Origin of the sequence: Franzmannia pantelleriensis, assembly GCF_900102875.1 — a bacterium.
Taxonomy (GTDB): Bacteria; Pseudomonadota; Gammaproteobacteria; order Pseudomonadales; family Halomonadaceae; genus Franzmannia; species Franzmannia pantelleriensis.
The window spans coordinates 86,103-103,418 of record NZ_FNGH01000004.1 but is presented as its reverse complement, the minus strand read 5'-3'; the positions used below and the strand labels follow the sequence as shown (position 1 = coordinate 103,418).

General features: G+C 62.9%; 14 protein-coding genes and 2 tRNA genes. 4 read left to right on the top strand and 12 right to left on the bottom strand.

The window, feature by feature from the left end; all coding sequences use genetic code 11:
• Position 1: 1 nt before the first annotated feature.
• The 5 genes from BLT16_RS06210 to sdhC all read right to left on the bottom strand — a co-directional run bounded on the left by BLT16_RS06210 (position 2) and on the right by sdhC (position 6,315).
• A complete protein-coding gene (locus BLT16_RS06210) occupies positions 2 to 2,836 on the bottom strand; it encodes a 2-oxoglutarate dehydrogenase E1 component (RefSeq protein WP_089657673.1) in 2,835 nt (944 codons plus the stop codon).
• A 263-nt stretch (positions 2,837 to 3,099) separates the two neighbouring features.
• The gene (locus tag BLT16_RS06205) at positions 3,100 to 3,810 is read right to left on the bottom strand and encodes a succinate dehydrogenase iron-sulfur subunit (protein WP_089657672.1); all 711 of its coding nucleotides are present in this window, start codon (positions 3,808 to 3,810) and stop codon (positions 3,100 to 3,102) included.
• A gap of 10 nt (positions 3,811 to 3,820) precedes the next feature.
• Positions 3,821 to 5,593, bottom strand: a complete 1,773-nt coding sequence (sdhA, locus tag BLT16_RS06200) for a succinate dehydrogenase flavoprotein subunit (protein ID WP_089657671.1) — start codon at positions 5,591 to 5,593, stop codon at positions 3,821 to 3,823.
• A 3-nt stretch (positions 5,594 to 5,596) separates the two neighbouring features.
• A complete protein-coding gene (gene sdhD, locus BLT16_RS06195) occupies positions 5,597 to 5,944 on the bottom strand; it encodes a succinate dehydrogenase, hydrophobic membrane anchor protein (protein WP_089657670.1) in 348 nt (115 codons plus the stop codon).
• Positions 5,938 to 6,315: a succinate dehydrogenase, cytochrome b556 subunit gene (gene sdhC / locus BLT16_RS06190; protein WP_218124419.1), complete on the bottom strand. Its 378-nt coding sequence runs from the start codon at positions 6,313 to 6,315 to the stop codon at positions 5,938 to 5,940. The genes sdhD and sdhC overlap by 7 nt, the downstream gene beginning before the upstream one ends.
• Positions 6,316 to 6,720: 405 nt before the next feature.
• Between sdhC and gltA the strand changes: the two genes are divergently transcribed.
• Complete coding sequence (gene gltA / locus BLT16_RS06185) at positions 6,721 to 8,007, top strand: citrate synthase (RefSeq protein ID WP_089657668.1); 1,287 nt, start codon at positions 6,721 to 6,723, stop codon at positions 8,005 to 8,007.
• Positions 8,008 to 8,609: 602 nt separating this feature from the next.
• On the opposite strand, the gene BLT16_RS06180 is transcribed toward gltA, so the two are convergent.
• From BLT16_RS06180 to gltX, 3 genes are all read right to left on the bottom strand, one after another.
• Positions 8,610 to 8,685 (bottom strand) — tRNA-Glu (locus tag BLT16_RS06180).
• A 14-nt stretch (positions 8,686 to 8,699) separates the two neighbouring features.
• Positions 8,700 to 8,775 (bottom strand) — tRNA-Ala (locus tag BLT16_RS06175).
• A 68-nt stretch (positions 8,776 to 8,843) separates the two neighbouring features.
• Positions 8,844 to 10,322: a glutamate--tRNA ligase gene (gene gltX / locus BLT16_RS06170; protein WP_089657667.1), complete on the bottom strand. Its 1,479-nt coding sequence runs from the start codon at positions 10,320 to 10,322 to the stop codon at positions 8,844 to 8,846.
• 123 nt (positions 10,323 to 10,445) lie between these two features.
• Between gltX and BLT16_RS06165 the strand changes: the two genes are divergently transcribed.
• Positions 10,446 to 11,198, top strand: coding sequence for an SDR family NAD(P)-dependent oxidoreductase (locus tag BLT16_RS06165; RefSeq protein ID WP_089657666.1), 753 nt, complete (start codon positions 10,446 to 10,448; stop codon positions 11,196 to 11,198).
• Positions 11,199 to 11,205: 7 nt separating this feature from the next.
• Here the strand turns inward: BLT16_RS06165 and BLT16_RS06160 are convergent, their stop codons facing one another.
• The 4 genes from BLT16_RS06160 to zwf all read right to left on the bottom strand — a co-directional run bounded on the left by BLT16_RS06160 (position 11,206) and on the right by zwf (position 15,307).
• Positions 11,206 to 12,102, bottom strand: coding sequence for a LysR family transcriptional regulator (locus BLT16_RS06160; protein WP_089657665.1), 897 nt, complete (start codon positions 12,100 to 12,102; stop codon positions 11,206 to 11,208).
• A 360-nt stretch (positions 12,103 to 12,462) separates the two neighbouring features.
• Positions 12,463 to 13,125, bottom strand: a complete 663-nt coding sequence (locus tag BLT16_RS06155) for a bifunctional 4-hydroxy-2-oxoglutarate aldolase/2-dehydro-3-deoxy-phosphogluconate aldolase (protein ID WP_089657664.1) — start codon at positions 13,123 to 13,125, stop codon at positions 12,463 to 12,465.
• A gap of 21 nt (positions 13,126 to 13,146) precedes the next feature.
• Positions 13,147 to 13,812 carry a 6-phosphogluconolactonase gene (pgl, locus tag BLT16_RS06150; RefSeq protein WP_089657663.1) on the bottom strand — a complete coding sequence of 222 codons (666 nt, stop codon included), beginning with the start codon at positions 13,810 to 13,812 and terminating at the stop codon, positions 13,147 to 13,149.
• 1 nt (position 13,813) lies between these two features.
• The gene (zwf, locus tag BLT16_RS06145; RefSeq protein WP_089657662.1) at positions 13,814 to 15,307 is read right to left on the bottom strand and encodes a glucose-6-phosphate dehydrogenase; all 1,494 of its coding nucleotides are present in this window, start codon (positions 15,305 to 15,307) and stop codon (positions 13,814 to 13,816) included.
• A 246-nt stretch (positions 15,308 to 15,553) separates the two neighbouring features.
• Here zwf and BLT16_RS06140 point away from each other — a divergent pair, with 246 nt between their 5' ends.
• Together BLT16_RS06140 and BLT16_RS06135 are read left to right on the top strand one after the other, a co-directional pair.
• Positions 15,554 to 16,411: a MurR/RpiR family transcriptional regulator gene (locus BLT16_RS06140; protein WP_089657661.1), complete on the top strand. Its 858-nt coding sequence runs from the start codon at positions 15,554 to 15,556 to the stop codon at positions 16,409 to 16,411.
• Positions 16,412 to 16,489: 78 nt separating this feature from the next.
• Positions 16,490 to 17,233, top strand: coding sequence for a LolA family protein (locus BLT16_RS06135; protein ID WP_089657660.1), 744 nt, complete (start codon positions 16,490 to 16,492; stop codon positions 17,231 to 17,233).
• The last annotated feature ends 83 nt before the right edge of the window (positions 17,234 to 17,316 follow it).

Here is a 17,316-nt window from a genome sequence, read left to right as displayed (position 1 = left end):
CTCATGCATTGAAGGCGTCGTCTACCAGTTGGCGCTGCTGTTCGACGTGTACGGACATGTAGCCCGCGGCGGGGGCGGCCGATGCCGGGCGGCCGGCGAACTTGAGCTCGCGACCGAGACCATTGTCCAGCATATCGGCGACGACCCGCATATGGTGTTGGCTCTGGTACCAGGCGCCCTGGTTGAGCGGCTCTTCCTGACACCACACCACCTGCTCGAGGTTGGTGTAGTCCTTGAGCGCTTCGAAGAGCTCCTCCTTGGGGAAGGGATAGAGCTGCTCAAGGCGCAGGATGGCGGTGTCATCACGCTCGTTCTCGGTACGGTAGGCCGCCAGGTCGTAGTAAACCTTGCCGGCGCACAATACCACCCGCTTGACCTTCTCGGCGTCGAGCTTGCCCTGGTCGGGCAGCACCATCTGGAACTTGCCATGGGCCAGCTCTTCCAGGGTCGAGGTGGCCTCCTTGTGACGCAACAGGCTCTTGGGCGACATCACCACCAGCGGCTTGCGCAGCGGCCGTATCACCTGGCGACGCAGCAGATGGAAGATCTGTGCCGGCGTGGTCGGCACGCAAACCTGCATATTGTGCTCGGCGCACAGCTGCAGGAAGCGCTCGAGACGCGCCGAGGAGTGCTCGGGGCCCTGACCTTCATAGCCGTGGGGCAGCAGCATGGTCAGGCCACACAGCCGGCCCCACTTGGTCTCGCCGGAGGAGATGAACTGGTCGACCACCACCTGGGCGCCGTTGAAGAAGTCGCCGAACTGCGCCTCCCAGACGATCAGCGCATTGGGCATGGTGGTCGCATAGCCGTACTCGAACGCCAGCACCGCCTCTTCCGAGAGGTAGGAGTCATGAATGGTGAAGCGCGGCTGCCCCTCCTTGATGTTCTCCAGTGGCACATAGGTGCTGCCATCTTTCTGGTTGTGCACCACTGCGTGGCGGTGGGAGAAGGTGCCGCGGCCCGAATCCTGGCCAGTGATACGTACCGGATGGCCCTGATCGAGGAGCGTGGCGTAGGCCAGGGTCTCGGCGAAGCCCCAGTTGAGCCCCATCCCGCCGGCCTGCATCTTGCGGCGGTCTTCGTAGATCTTGGCCACCTGACGCTGCACTTGAACGCCATCCGGCACCTCGCACATCTTGGCGGCCAACTGCTGCATGCGCTTCATGTCGAAGGTAGTATCGGCGTCGCCGGTCCACTCGTGGCCAAGATAGGGCCCCCAGTCGACGAACAGCTCGGTGTTGGGCTGCTTGACCAGGGCGTTGGCGACATGATTGCCGGCCATCAGGTCGTCGCGGTAAGTCTCGCCCATCGCCTTGGCGTCGTCCTCGGAGAGCACCCCTTCCTCGACCAGCCGCTTGGCATACAGCGCCCGCGCAGAGGGGTGGTTCTTGATCTTCGAGTACATCATCGGCTGGGTACCGGAGGGCTCGTCGGCCTCGTTATGGCCGCGGCGGCGATAGCACACCAGGTCGATGACCACGTCACGCTTGAACTGCTGGCGATAATCGATGGCCACCTGAGTGGCGTGCAGTACCGCATCCGGGTCGTCGCCGTTGACGTGAAAAATCGGCGCCTGGACCATCTTGGCGATGTCGGTACAGTACTCGGTAGAGCGGGTATCGTCGGGATGTGAGGTGGTGAAGCCGACCTGGTTGTTGATCACGATATGCACCGTGCCGCCGGTCTTGTAGGCACGGGTCTGGGACATCTGGAAGGTCTCCATGACCACGCCCTGACCGGCGAAAGCGGCATCGCCGTGAACGTTGATCGGCAACACTTTGTCACCCGCCGGGTCGTCGCGCCGATCCTGACGGGCGCGTACCGAGCCCTCCACTACCGGTGCCACGATCTCCAGGTGCGACGGATTGAAGGCCAGCGCCAGGTGGACTTCGCCTCCCGGGGTCATGACGTTGGAGCTGAAGCCCTGGTGGTACTTGACGTCGCCGGAGCCGCGCTCGATGACCTTCTTGCCGTCGAACTCCTCGATCAACTCCGAGGGGCTCTTGCCGAGGATATTGACCAGCAGGTTGAGGCGGCCGCGGTGGGCCATGCCAATCACGACTTCCTTGGTGCCGTAGCCACCGGCCCGCTGGATGATCTCATCCATCATCGGGACGAAGGTCTCACCGCCCTCCAGACCGAAGCGCTTGGTCCCCGGATACTTCGAGGCCAGGTAGTTCTCGAGCCCTTCCGCGGCGCTGAGCCGCTCCAGCACGTGCTTACGCACTTCAGGACTGAACTTGGGCTTAGAACGCACCGATTCGAAACGCTGCTGCAACCAGCGCTTCTCCTCAGTATCGACGATATGCATGATCTCGCAGCCGATCGACCGGCAGTAGGTCTCATCCAGCGCCTGGACGATCTCCTTGAGCGGTGCCTTGTCCTTGCCCAGGAAGAACGAGCCGGTCTGGAATTCGGTGTCCAGGTCGGCGTTGGTCAACTGGTGGAAGGAGAGGTCGAGGTCGGGAACCGGCACCGGGCTGCGCAGATCGAGCGGGTCGATATCGGCCTTCTGGTGCCCGCGGAAGCGGTAGGCGTTGATCAGCTGAAGCACCTTGACCTGTTTCTTGTTCTCGCCGCTGTCGGCGGCGCTGGCGGTCTGGGCGCGGCGGCGTGACTTGCCGAGCTGATAGAACTGATCGCGAATCGGGCTTAGCGGAACATCGTGGGAGGAACTGCCTTCGGGACGCGGCAACTGGTCGAAGTAGTTGCGCCACTCGTCGGGGACAGCATTGGGATCAACGAGGTACTGCTCGTAGAGCGCTTCCACATAGTGGGCGTTGCCGCCACTCACGTGAGAAGTGCGCCACATCAACTCCATTATGCCTTCTTGCATCTCTCGGTCACCCTGCACTGATGGGGTGTTGTCGGCGCCTGATACGACGTCGCCGCATCGGCGTTTCTGGTGCCCTGCCGGTGGGGCTATCCTGCTAATCCGGCATGCCTGGCAGGCAGCGTTGCCTTAGCCTCGGCCGTGCCAATGATCGTCGAAAGCCGGTGCTCGAGGCACCGGCTCTCTGCGATCAAGGCCGTGATGGGCTGCGACACTCGGCCACAGCGCAAAACCGGGCTACATGATAGCAAGCCTGCGGCCACGATTTAAGTGGCATTGGCCAGCAGCATCTCGCGAATCTTGCCAATCGCGCGAGTCGGGTTGAGCCCCTTTGGGCACACCGCTACGCAGTTCATGATGCCGCGGCAGCGGAATACGCTGAACGGGTCCTCCAGCTCGGCCAGACGCTCGCTGGTCGCCTCATCACGAGAATCGGCCAAGAAGCGGTAGGACTGCAGCAGGCCGGCAGGGCCGACGAACTTGTCCGGGTTCCACCAAAACGACGGGCACGAGGTCGAGCAGCAAGCGCACAGGATGCACTCGTAGAGTCCGTCGAGCTTGTCGCGGTCCTCCGGCGACTGCAGGCGCTCGATGGCCGGTGCCGGGGTGTCATTCTGCAGGTACGGCTGAATGCGCTCGTACTGCTTGTAGAAGATCCCCATGTCGACCACCAGGTCGCGGATCACTGGCAGACCAGGCAGCGGACGCAGCACCAGCTTGTTGTTCTTGACCACCTCGGAGAGCGGCGTGATACAGGCCAGGCCGTTCTTGCCGTTCATGTTCATGCCGTCGGAGCCACACACCCCTTCACGGCAGCTGCGCCGATACGCCATGGAGCTGTCCTGCTCCTTGGTCAGATGCAGCACATCGAGCACCATCAGGTCGCGCCCCTTGGTGTCGACCTGGAACTCCTGCATGTAGGGTGCGGAGTCGGTCTCCGGATTGTAGCGGTATACGGATACCTGAAGCGTGGACATCGTGACCCCCTTAATAAGTACGGACTTTCGGCTCGAAGGTATCGACGGTCTTCGGCGTGAAGTTGACGTCGCGCTTGCCCAGCACCTTCTCGGCCGGGAAGTACAGCGAATGCTTCAGCCAGTTGACGTCGTCACGATCCGGATAGTCGTAGCGGGAGTGCGCGCCGCGGCTCTCCTTGCGCTCCAGCGCCGAAATCGCGGTGGCCTCGGCCACTTCCATCAGGTTGTCGAGCTCCAGGGCTTCGACGCGCGCGGTGTTAAAGGCATTCGACTTGTCACCCAGATGGGCATTGGCGATCCGCTCACGCAGCTCAGCGAGCTTCTTGACGCCTTCCTGCATATTGTCTTCCTGGCGGAACACGCCGAAGGCATTCTGCATGATGTCCTGCAGCTCGGCCTTGAGATCCGGCACGCTCTCACCGCCATTCGACTCGTTCCAGCGGCTCATACGCTTCATTGCCGCATCGACGTCGGAGTCGGTGGCCTCAAGGTAGTCGATGCCTTCGTTCAACGCACCCTCGATGAACATGCCGGCGGCGCGGCCAAACACCACCAGGTCGAGCAGCGAGTTGCCACCCAGGCGGTTGGCGCCGTGCACCGAGACACAGGCCGCTTCGCCACAGGCGAACAGCCCGTTGACGATCTGGTCGTTGCCGTCGGCGTCCTGCATGACCGCCTGGCCGTGCACATTGGTCGGGATCCCGCCCATCATGTAGTGGCAGGTCGGCACCACCGGGATCGGCTCCTTGGCCGGATCGACATGGGCAAAGGTCTTGGAGAGCTCGACAATGCCCGGCAGGCGCTTGCCCAGCACTTCTTCGCCAAGGTGATCGAGCTTGAGGAAGACGTGGTCGGCCTTGTCGCCGCAGCCGCGTCCCTCGAGGATCTCCATGACCATCGAGCGCGCCACCACGTCGCGGCCGGCGAGGTCCTTGGCGTTGGGCGCATAGCGCTCCATGAACCGCTCACCGTCCTTGTTGACCAGGTAGCCACCCTCACCGCGGCAGCCCTCGGTGACCAGAGTCCCGGCGCCGTAGATGCCGGTGGGGTGGAACTGCCACATCTCCATGTCCTGCATCGGGAAGCCGGCGCGCAGCGCCATGCCGATACCGTCACCGGTGTTGATCAGGGCGTTGGTGGTGGAGGCATAGATGCGCCCGGCACCACCGGTGGCCAGCACCGTGGCCTTGGACTTGACGTGAACCACTTCGCCGGTCTCGATATCCAGCGCGATGCAGCCGACCACATCGCCGTTGGCATTCTTGACCAGATCCACCGCATACCACTCATTCAGGAAGGTGGTATTGTTCTTCAGGTTGTTCTGGTAAAGCGTGTGCAGCAGGGCGTGGCCGGTACGGTCGGCCGCGGCACAGGTACGCGCCGCCTGGCCGCCCTCGCCGAAGTTCTTGGACTGGCCGCCGAACGGGCGCTGATAGATGCGGCCGTTGTCGAAGCGCGAGAACGGCAGCCCCATGTGCTCGAGTTCGAAGACCGCCTTGGGGCCCTCGGAGCACATGTATTCGGCGGCGTCCTGGTCGGCGATATAGTCGCCGCCCTTGACGGTGTCGTACATGTGCCAGCGCCAGTCGTCGTTGGGATCCGCCGAGGCGATGGCACAGGTGATACCCCCCTGGGCCGAGACGGTGTGCGAGCGGGTGGGGAAGACCTTGGACAGCACCGCGGTCTTCTTGCCGGATTTGGCCAGCTCGAGCGCGGCACGCAGGCCGGAGCCACCCCCGCCGATGATGATGGCGTCAAAGGACAGGCTACGCATGTTGGACATGGATCAGGCTCCCCACAGAATTTGAATGCCCCAGACCAGGAACACGAAGATGGCCAGGATGATGGCGCTCTGCACCGCCAGACGGATACCGGTCGGCTTGAGATAGTCGGTGGTCACGGTCCACAGCCCGATCCACGCATGAGCAGCGATGGAGACGAACGCCAGCAGTGAGAAGATGCGCATCCAGGTCTGGGCGAACAGGCCGCTCCAGGTGGCATAGTCGAGGCCCGGGTTGAGCAACAGGTAGGCAACGATGAAGAGCGTATAGAGCGCCAGGATGACCGCCGAGAAGCGCTGGATCAGCCAGTCGGATAGGCCGCTGCGACCGAAGTTCGTAATATTGGTTACCATACCCAGACTCCTGCGAGAATCACCAGAACCGCACTGACCACTACCGTGATCTGTGCCTTGCGCACGCCGCTTTCGAGGGTCACGCCGATGTTGAGATCCATCAGCAGGTGCTTGATGCCAGCCACGAAGTGGAAGGCCAATGCCGACAGCAGCCCCCAAGCAACCAGCTTGGCCAGCAGGCTATTGGCCAGGGCGTCCTGCACCGCATAGAAGCCCGCCGGGGACGATAGCGACTTGTCCAGCGCCCAGAAGGCGAAAATCAGGCCAATGAACAGGATAATGCCGGTGATACGGTGAGTGATCGACGTCAGTGCGGGTAAGGGTAGCTTGATGGTGGAGATATCGAGATTAACGGGTCGTTTGCTATTCACGGCTCTATACACACTCTCTTGGCCCGCTCTGTGCTTCGGGCATAGCCCGAGCGGGCGGTGGTTTTGAGGAAGGGCTCGGCCGTCTGCCAAGTCGGCACGACCTCCAGTTCCTGCCAGTCGCGCGGAGAAGGATTATAGGGACTGGGGCTCACCATGACAAATTGTCGACGACCACGTGCCACCATGGTGTAGTTCTTGACCCACCGCCCCCAGCGCGGACAATGGTGCACAGCACCATTTATTATACAGGACCTGTATAAATATCGAAAGTTCGCATAACAGTGCGCCGCTATGGGCTAATTGACAATCCCCGGCACGCTTCTATAGTGGGCGGACCTTTTTCGCCGGCTTGGCAAGCGGGACAACGACTTATCGTCTGACGACAGAACTGTAGAGGAGGCCGACATGGCTGACAGAAAAGCACAATTGACCGTAGACGGGCTCGACAAGACGATCGAATTCCCGGTCTATTCTGGCAGCATGGGCCCGGACGTCATCGATGTCCGCACCCTGGGCGCCGAGGGACTGTTCACCCACGACCCCGGCTTCATGGCCACCTCCTCCACCGAATCGGCGATCACCTTCATCGACGGTGGCAAAGGGGTGCTGCTGCACCGCGGTTACCCGATCGGCCAGCTGGCCGAGCACTCCAATTTCGTTGAACTGAGCTACGCTCTGCTGTTCGGCGAGCTGCCCAGCGACGAAGAGTTCACCAAATTCGAGAGCACCATCCGCAATCACACCATGGTGCATGAACAGCTGGCCAATTTTTACAAGGGCTTCCGCCGTGACGCCCACCCCATGTCGATTCTCTGCGGCGTGGTCGGAGGCCTGGCAGCCTTCTATCACGACCATCTCGACATCACCCAGGAAGAGGATCGCACCATCAGCGCGATCCGCCTGATCGCCAAAATGCCGACCCTGGCGGCGATGTGCTACAAGTACAACATCGGCCAGCCGTTCAACTATCCGCGCAACGACTTGAGCTACGCCGAGAACTTCCTCTACATGATGTTCAGCAACCCCTGCGAGGAGTTCAAGGTCAACCCGGTGTTTGCCAAGGCCGTAGATCGCATTTTCATGCTCCACGCCGACCACGAGCAAAACGCCTCCACCTCCACGGTACGCCTGGCCGGCTCTACCGGTGCCAACCCCTTCGCCTGCATCAGCGCCGGCATCGCCGCGCTGTGGGGACCGGCTCACGGCGGTGCCAATGAAGCCGTGCTGAGTATGCTCGACGAGATCGGCGACGAGTCCGAGGAGAACATTCAGCGCTTCATCGACCGTGCCAAGGACAAGAACGATCCGTTCAAGCTGATGGGCTTCGGTCACCGCGTGTATCGCAACTTCGACCCCCGCGCCAAGGTGATGAAGGAGACCTGCGACGAGGTGCTAGCCGAGCTGGGCATGGCCGACGACCCGCAGCTCAAGATTGCCAAGCGTCTCGAGCAGATCGCACTGGAGGACGAGTACTTCATCGAGCGTAAGCTCTATCCCAACGTCGACTTCTACTCCGGCATCATCCTCAAGGCGATCGGTATTCCCACCAATATGTTCACCGTGGTCTTCGCCGTGTCACGCACCATTGGCTGGATTTCACACTGGAACGAAATGATCAGCGGCAACTACAAGATCAGCCGCCCGCGTCAGCTCTATACAGGCCATACCGAGCGCGACTACCCAACCAAGTAGCGCCTTCGGCACCACCACCCGGCGGACGTCTAGCGTTCGCCCCGCGGGCCACCTTTCGAGGTGGCCCGCTTGCGTTGCGCACTCACCTGAGCTTGGGCATGTATCTACGTGCACGACAGCTCTTGTATAGGCTTTTTTTCACCGGCACCGGCAGTCCACGATGCCGCATCACGCATTGCTGCACCACGGCGAACCCCGCCTGGACCTCGCCTCACGGAGGGTCGCCGAGGGTTTTCCACACAATCTGTGGATAACACTGTGCGCAACCTCAAGATAAGCCCCACAAGCCACCATGACAAGCGGGCTACACTTAGATTGCTCAAATTTTAAACAACTCTATCTCGTTGATTTTACTGGTTTAAACGTAGTTTTTTCGAAAAGGCCGGGGTTGTATGAGGGTTGTGCACAAGCCGTCAACCCATTGCCGCCGCCGTGGACAACTCAGGGGATATGTCAAGCCAAAGCGGGCGGTTTTTGACTTATATGGAAGGCTGCTACGGCAGAATCAGGGCGGGAGACACAAGCGGTTATCCGTGCGTCATATCGAAGCGCAGGCCTCGAGAAACAAAAAGACGCCACGAGGGCGTCTTTTTGAAATGAGGTGGCGTCCCATAGGGGGTTCGAACCCCTGTTACCGCCGTGAAAGGGCGGTGTCCTGGACCACTAGACGAATGGGACGCATCGTTCCGAGATGGTGGAGCCTAGCGGGATCGAACCGCTGACCTCAACACTGCCAGTGTTGCGCTCTCCCAGCTGAGCTAAGGCCCCGTCTCTCAAGAACGAGGCGTATACTACTGGCCACCTCGACGTTCGTCAATAGCTTTTTCGCACAGCGCTTAGAGTTCCCGATACTCCTTCTCGAAGCGCTTGGCCTGCTTCTTGGAGACCCCGCCGAGCACGTCAATAGCATGCCGCAGCCGCGCGCGGGTCATATCAGAGCCGAGGATCACCATGGCATCCATCACCGAGGTCGAGGTGGCCGAACCGGTCACGGCGATGAACACCGGTGCCAGCAGGACCTTCATCTTCAGCTCGAAGTGCTCGCCCAGCGTTTTGACCTCGTCGAGCAGCGTCTCCTTGTCCCAGCGCGATACGCCTTCCAGACGCCAGACCAGAAACTGCAACAGCTTGAGCAGCGTCTCGCGCTCGAGCTTGACGTCGGCGAAGCTTGCCTCGTCGATGGCCGGCAAGCCGGAAAAGAAGTGCCCGGCCAGCGGCGCGACCTGGGACAGGGTATCCACCCGTGGGCGCACCTGCGGCAGGATCTGGCTGACGTAGGCCTCGTTGAAGGCCCAGTCGCGCAGCGCCTGGAGGAGGGCCGCATCATCCAGGTCTTCGCGAATATAGACACCGTTGAGCCAGGTCAGCTTGTCCAGGTCGAACACCGGCCCGCCCAGCGACACCCGCTGAATATCGAAACTCGCCATCATCTCGTCGAGGGAGAACTTCTCGCGGTCGTCGGGCATCGACCAGCCCATACGGCCCAGATAGTTGGTCACCGCCTGGGGCAGGAAGCCCATGCGCCGATAGTAGTTGATCGAGGTCGGGTTCTTGCGCTTGGAGAGCTTGGACTTGTCCGGGTTGCGCAGCAGCGGCATATGGCAAAGCTCCGGCATCTGCCAGCCAAAGTACTCATACAGCAGCTGGTGCTTGGGTGCGGAGTTGATCCACTCCTCGCCGCGCAGCACATGGGTGATGCCCATCAGGTGGTCGTCGACCACGTTGGCCAGATGATAGGTGGGCATGCCGTCAGACTTGAGCAGGATCTGAGCATCGACCTGGGCCCAGTCGACCTCGATCGCGCCACGCAGCATGTCGTTGACCACGCAGGTACCGTCGCCGGGCACCTGCATGCGAACCACGTAGGGCCAGCCTTCACGTTCACGACGTGCCTGCTCGTCGGCAGACAGCGCCAAGTCGGCGGGCTTGAGGGCCATCTGCAGGCCGGCCGCCTTGCGCGACTCGCGCAGCTCATCGAGCTCCTCGCTGGTGCGATAGCACTTGAAGGCGTGGCCGGCGTCGAGCAGCCGCTGGGCATGCTCGGCGTAGATCTCGCCGCGCTCGCTCTGGCGATAGGGGCCATGCGGACCGCCAACGTCTGGCCCCTCGTCCCAGTCGAGGCCCAACCAGCGCAGCGAGTCGAGAATCATCTGTTCGGACTCCGCAGTGGAACGCACCCGGTCGGTATCCTCGATGCGCAGCACGAACTGGCCGCCGTGCTGGCGAGCGAAACACAGGTTGAACAGCGCGATATAGGCGGTGCCGACATGGGGGTCGCCGGTGGGCGATGGGGCGATGCGCGTACGTACGGTCATCTGCTGCAATCCTTGGGTCGAGAAGCTTGCCGGCATTATACGCACTCCCCCGCCGCCCATCAGCCGGGGAATCATTTGCCGGCCCGGGAGTCCATTGAGCGCCGTCAAATCAGGAGACACCTCATGTTCCCCACGCTCCCCGAGCGCATCAACGTACTGGTCACCGGCGCTTCGGGCGGCATCGGACAGGCACTGTGCCGGGCGCTGCGCGATGCCCCCCAGGTCGCTCGGCTGATCGCTGTCAGTCGCCACCCGCCGGCGCTGGCCGAGCGCGATCCGCGGGGTATTGCCGAGCACGTACAGGCCGACCTGACCAGCGCCGAGGGGCGTGCAACCCTGGCCGAGCACCTCGACGGCACGCCGCTGCACCTGACGATCAACACCCTGGGCATGCTTCACGATGCAAATGCCGGCATCACCCCGGAGAAGCGCCTCGAAGACCTCGACCCTGCCGCACTCAACCGCCTGTTCGAGGTCAACGCCGCGACCCCAGCACTGCTGCTGCAGGTACTGCTGCCATCGCTCAAGGGCAGGCACCCGACCTACTTCGCCAGCCTCTCGGCGCGGGTCGGCTCTCTCGGTGACAACCATCTCGGCGGCTGGTACGCCTATCGTGCCAGCAAGGCGGCCCACAATATGCTGCTCAGAACCGCCGCCGTGGAGCTCAAGCGCCTCAATCGCCAAGCCTGCGTACTCTGCCTGCACCCCGGCACCACCGATACGGCGCTCTCCCAACCGTTTCAGGCACGCGTCCCCGACGGCAAGCTGTTCACCCCGGCGTTCGTTGCCGAGCGCTTGCTCGACGTGATTGCCCAGCGCCGCCCGGAGGATAGCGGTAGTTTCTGGGACTGGGCGGGGGAGCCCATCCCGTGGTGAAACGTTCCTACAGCGCCAGGTGCTCGCGAAACCAATCGGTGATGAAGTCGAGGTAGGCGCGGGTCTTGTCGGGCAGGTACTTGCGTGAGCGAAACAGCACCAGCATGCTGCCGTGCTCGTTCCAGTAGGGCTGCAGCAACGGTTCCAGCAAGCCCTCGGCCACCGCCTGGCGGGCGGCAAAGGTCGGCAGATAGGCGAGCCCGAAGCCGGCCTTGGCGGCTTCCACCACCCCCAGCAGATTGTTGATCACCAGCCGTGAGCTCGGCTCGATATCCAGCGGCTGGCCATTGAGCGAAAAGCGCCAGTGGGCGCCGAGGTCATAGTTGCCGTAGAACACGCTATCGTGCTCACGGATGTCCCGGGGATGCTGAGGACGATTGACCCGTGCCAGGTACTCGGGTGCCGCATAGAGGCCGTAGACCACCTTGCACAGCGGACGCGATACCAGGCTCGAGGGCGGCAGCGGCCCCATCCGGATCGCCAGGTCAACGGCGTCGTCGATGGGTTCGAAGCGTTGATCCTCGAGGAGGATCTCGACGGCCACGTCGGGATAGCGACGCATGAACGCGGTCGTCGGCGCGGCCAGGTACATGAACCCAAAGCTGACCTGGGCGCTGACCTTGAGCTGACCCCGCGGTCGCGCGGTCACCGACTGCACCTGCGCCTCGGCGGAGGCCAGTTCCTCGCGGATGCGCAGGCCGTGCTCGTAATAGATCTGTCCTGACTCGGTGAGGCGCAGCGAGCGCGTCGAACGGTTGAGCAGACTCACCCCCAGCTCATCTTCCAAGGCCGCGACGCGTTTGGACGCCAGCGACTTGGAGATACCCAGGCGTCGAGCCGCCGCGGTGAAACTGCCACTGCGCACCACCTCGACGAAGACTTTCAAGGCATCCAGGGTCGCCATATCACGCCTCGCATCGGTTACATGATGGCTCAGGGTAAAGTTTCCATTTTGGAAACACTAGTTTTCGATTGTACCCACTTATTCCGCAAAGGCCGACTGCCTATACTGCTCGGGTCTTGCGGCGAACGGTTATGCCGAGCGCCAGTGAGACCAACGCCATCAGGCAACGGGCAATGTCGCCCACGCCTGGATGACGCCTTCAGTGCAACTCGCTTGTGCGCGGCCGGCTGTCTCTCGACGACCGGCGCGCTTTCTTTTGCCCGGCTTCTGCCTCACCTGACAGGTAAAAAAAGACCCGCTCGCGGGGAACGGGTCGAACAACAGCACGGGCTGTCGAGAGAGAACGTATACAGGGCTGCCTCAGTGGTGGAAGCGCTCCGCCGCCTGGCGCGCCAGCTCGCGGATGGCATCCCAGTCCTCGGCTTCAACCAGTGCCTTGGGGGTCAGCCAAGAGCCCCCCACGCACATCACATTGGGCAGCGCCAGGTACTCGTCGGCGTTGTCGACGCTGATCCCACCGGTAGGACAGAAGCGCGCCTCGGGAATCGGCGCACCGAAGGCCTTGATGGCCTTGGCGCCACCGCTTGATTCGGCGGGAAAGAACTTGAAGCGACGGTAGCCATACTGCCAACCGGTCATCAACTCGGAGATGGTCGATACGCCGGGCAGCATCGGCACCGGGCTCTCGACGCCGTAGCGGTAGAGCGCCTCGGTAGCCCCCGGCGTCACCACGAAATCGGCGCCGACCTCCTCGGCCTGACGGTACTGGGCCGGCGTGAGTACAGTGCCCACCCCGATACTCGCTCCCGGCAAGGCATCGCGCATGCGCTTGATCGCTTCCAGGGCGCAGTCGGTACGCAGGGTGACTTCGAGCACGGTCAAGCCGCCCTCGACCAAGGCACGCCCCATGGGCACCGCATCCTCGAGGCGTTCGATGGTGATCACCGGAATCACCTCGGCCTTGAGGCAGATACTGTCGAGTTCAGTGGTGCGCGTGGATGGCAGCTGCTTGTCGATGGTCATGTTCGGAGTCTCCAGAAATAATCAGGGCGCCCAGTAGATGGCCAGCGGGCAAGCCAGGAAAGCGCGAATCGGCAGGGCGCGCACGTCGTCGCCGCCCAGCGCCGCGGCCAATACGCTACGCTTGTCGTCGCCGTTGATATGCAGCATGTGGCGGCGCGCCTGGTGCAGACGGCCGGCACTGAAAGTGATGCGCGGCTGCGGCTGGCTGGGCGTTCGCACTGCCACCAGCGGTTCATCGCTGGACAGTGCCAGCTCAAGCTCGCGACTGTCGGGGAACAGCGAGGCGGTATGGCCATCACCGCCCATGCCGAGAATCACCACGCTAGCCGGCCAAGCCAGGCCCTCGACCCGCTCGGTCACCTCGGCGACACCCTGCTCGGGCGTCTCGGCAGCGCTGGTCAGCGGCACGAAGTGAGCCGCCGCCGCCGCTCCCTGCAGCAGATGCTCACGCACCAGACGGGCGTTGCTGTCGGCACTCTCGGCATCCACCCAGCGCTCGTCGGCAAGGGTCACGTCGATCCGCGACCACGGCAGCGCATAGCCGGCCAGGGCCTCGAAGAACGGCACCGGCGTCGAACCGCCGGACACCACCAGCAGGGCCCTCTGCTGCGTATCAAGATCAGCTCGCAGCGCCTCGGCGACGGCCTCGGCGAGCTGTATGGCGAGTTGTTGGCGAGCCTGGCTCATATCAGTAGTCCTCATACCAGCTGCGGCCATCCTGGGTGATCATGGCAATCGATGCTACCGGCCCCCAGGAGCCGGCCGGATAGCGCCGCGGCGGCATGTCGCGCGCCTCCCAGCCGGCGATCAGTTGATCGCACCAGCGCCAGGCGTGCTCGACCTCGTCGCGACGCACGAACAGGTACTGCTGGCCCTTCATCACCTCCAGCAACAGCCGCTCGTAGGCGTCGGGAATCCGCGACTTGGGGAAGGCGTTATTGAAATCCAGATGCAGCGGCCCGGGACGTAGACGCATGCCCTTGTCCAACCCGCTGTCCTTGGTCAGTACCTGCAGGGCGATGCCCTCCTCCGGCTGCAGGCGGATGATCAGCTTGTTGGCAGCCAGGCTGCGCTGATCCGGATCGAAGATATAGTGCGGCTGCTGGCGGAAGTGAATGACGATCTGCGACAGCTTCTCGGGCATGCGCTTGCCGGTGCGCAAATAGAACGGCACCCCCGCCCAGCGCCAGTTAGCGACCTCGGTCTTCATCGCCACGAAGGTTTCGGTATGGCTGTCGGTGTTGGCGCCCTCCTCCTCGAGGTAGCCAGGCACCGCGGCACCCTGGCTGGTACCGGCAGTGTACTGGCCGCGTACCACGTCACGCCCCAGGGCCTCGCCGACGAACGGCTTGAGTGCCTTGAGTACCTTGACTTTCTCGTCGCGGATGGCATCGGCATCGAGGTTGGACGGCGGATCCATGGCGATCAGGCACAGCAGCTGCAGCAGGTGATTCTGAACCATGTCGCGCAGCTGGCCGGCCTGGTCGAAGTAGCCCCAGCGGCCTTCGATGCCGACCTGCTCGGCGACGGTGATTTCCACGTGGGAGATATGGTTCTGATTCCACTGAGTGCCGAACAGCGGGTTGGCGAAGCGCAGCGCGATCAGGTTCTGCACCGTCTCCTTGCCCAGATAGTGATCGATGCGATAGATACGCGACTCGGGGAACACCTCACCGATCACATCATTGATCTCCTGCGAGGAGGCGAGGTCATAGCCAATCGGCTTCTCCACCACCACCCGGGTGCTGTCATCGAGGCTGCCACTGGCCTGGAGATTGCGACAGATGTCGCCGTAGATCCTGGCCGGCACCGAGAGATACACCACCATCGGACGCGGCGAGCCTTCGCGCCAGGCGCGCACTGCCTCGTAGCCCTCAACGCTCGAGAAATCCAGCTTGAGGTAATCGAGACGCGCCAGAAACCGCTTGAGACTGGTCTTGTCCTGCTCGTCGCTCTTGACCCGCTGCTGCAGGGCACCCGCGACCTGCTGGCGAAAGGCCTCACCGTCGAGGTCTTGACGCGCCAGACCGACAAGCCGCGTTCCCTCCGGCAGCAGCCCCTCGCGATCGAGGTGATAGAGCGCCGGAAACAACTTGCGCAGCGCCAGGTCGCCCAGCGCGCCGAACAGCGCCAGATCGATCTCGGTGTCGGTCACGCTCGGCATCGCGCTGTGCTGACTCATGCCTTGCCCCCTGAAATCTGGTTAACTTACCGATAAAATACGTGTTCGCCGTCAGATAAAGCAACATTTATCTGTAACTTTACTACCAAAGATGCAGCGCCGTCGAGACGCGTATGGCCATTCTGCCAGCCCCAGGCTAGGATGACCGTGAAAATGTAGTTAAATCACTACATCATCGGCCGCTACGCATCAAGGCCGTCGCCATACCAGGGCGATTATTGTCCGTTACCAAGAGTCTAGCCCCCCATGTCCAGCCATGACCTGATCGAACGCATTCGCACCCGACTGGACGAGCTCAACCGCTCCGAACGCAAGGTCGCCGACGTGATTCTCGCCGACCCCGCCTCGGCCACCGGCATGAGCATCGCCACCCTGGCCCAGGCCGCCTCGGTCAGCGAACCCACGGTCAATCGTTTCTGCCGCAACTTCGATGCCAAGGGCTATCCGGACTTCAAGATCAAGCTGGCTCAGAGTCTGGCCGGGGGCACTCCCTATGTGAGTCGCAGCGTAGAGCGCAATGACGACGCCGCCGGCTACGGCGACAAGATCTTCGGCGCCACCATCGCCGCCCTCGACGTGGCGCGCCGCGCACTCGACGCCAAGCGCGTCGAACGCGCCGTCGACTACTTGATCCAGGCCAAGCAGATACACTTCTTCGGCTTGGGTGCTTCGGGGCCGGTAGCCCAGGACGCCCAGCACAAGTTCTTCCGCTTCAACCTGCCGGTGATGGCCTACGAGGACGTGCTGATGCAGCGCATGGTCGCCGCTGCCTGCCATACCGGTGACGTGGTGGTGATCATCTCCTATACCGGGCGCACCCGTGAGCTGGTCGAAATCGCCCGCCTGGCGCGTGACAATGGCGCGGTGGTGCTCGGCATCACCGCCCCCGGTTCGCCGCTGGCCGGCGAGTGCACCGAAACCCTCGAGGTCACCGCACCGGAGGACACCGACGTCTATATGCCGATGACCTCGCGGATGATTCACCTGGCGCTGATCGACGTGCTGGCCACCGGCGTCACCCTGCGCCGCGGCGAGGATTTCCTGATTCATCTCAAGAAGATCAAGGACTCGCTTCAGGCGACACGCTTTCCGGCCGGGAGCTAGCAGAGAGGTTTTCGCCGGGAACCGATTGGCGCATCATGGGTCTCTGCTCACGCATCCCGTTTCTACGACGGAGTCCAAATGCCCTCCGAGTCATCGCCTCCCGTTCGCCAGTTGCTGGCTGTCCTGGCAGGCAGCGCCCTGCTGTGTTCCAACGCCCAGGCCCTTGAGCGCGAGGAACTGCAGCGCCAGTTAGCCGCTCCCGCTCAACTGCAGGGCAGCTTCGAACAGCGCCACTGGCTCGAGGACCAACAGTCGCGTCTGCATAGCGACGGCCAGTTCCTCTATCAGCGCGAGCGCCTGCTGGTGTGGCGCTTTGCCTCGCCGCGCGAGGCCACCCTGGCCTTCCCGAAACGCCTGCCCGGCCCCCTCGACGAAGTTCAGGAGGAGGGCCTGCCGGACCGAGAACTCCTCGACGAGCTGCTGCCCGGGCGAGCCGAGTTCGGCCGCCATCTGGTCGACCTGCTGGGCGGCAACTGGGGGCCACTCGAGGAGGACTACGCCATTGCCCTGGCCGGCGAAGCCGACAACTGGGAGGCCCGCTTCAGCCCGCGCGCGCCCCCCCTGGAACAGACGCTCGGTGAGCTGCTGCTGAGCGGCGATGCCAGCGGCTGGCAGCGGCTGGAGATACACGACGCCAACGGCGACGAACTGCAGATCGCGTTCTCCGAGATCAGTCCCATGATCGACGCATCGCTGAGCAGCTTCCTTGGCCACTGGCTGGACGTCGAGGCCGCGCCGCAAGACGAGGATGACGACGACCAGGACGATGGCGAGGTCATGGCCGAGGAAGTCGCTCCCGAGGAGATTGGCGAGGAGGACTGACCGCCTCAAGTTTGCCCCCGGCAGGCCGATACCACTGTCAGAAAACGCTTGGCGATGCACGCCAGGCGTCGACGGGAGCACAC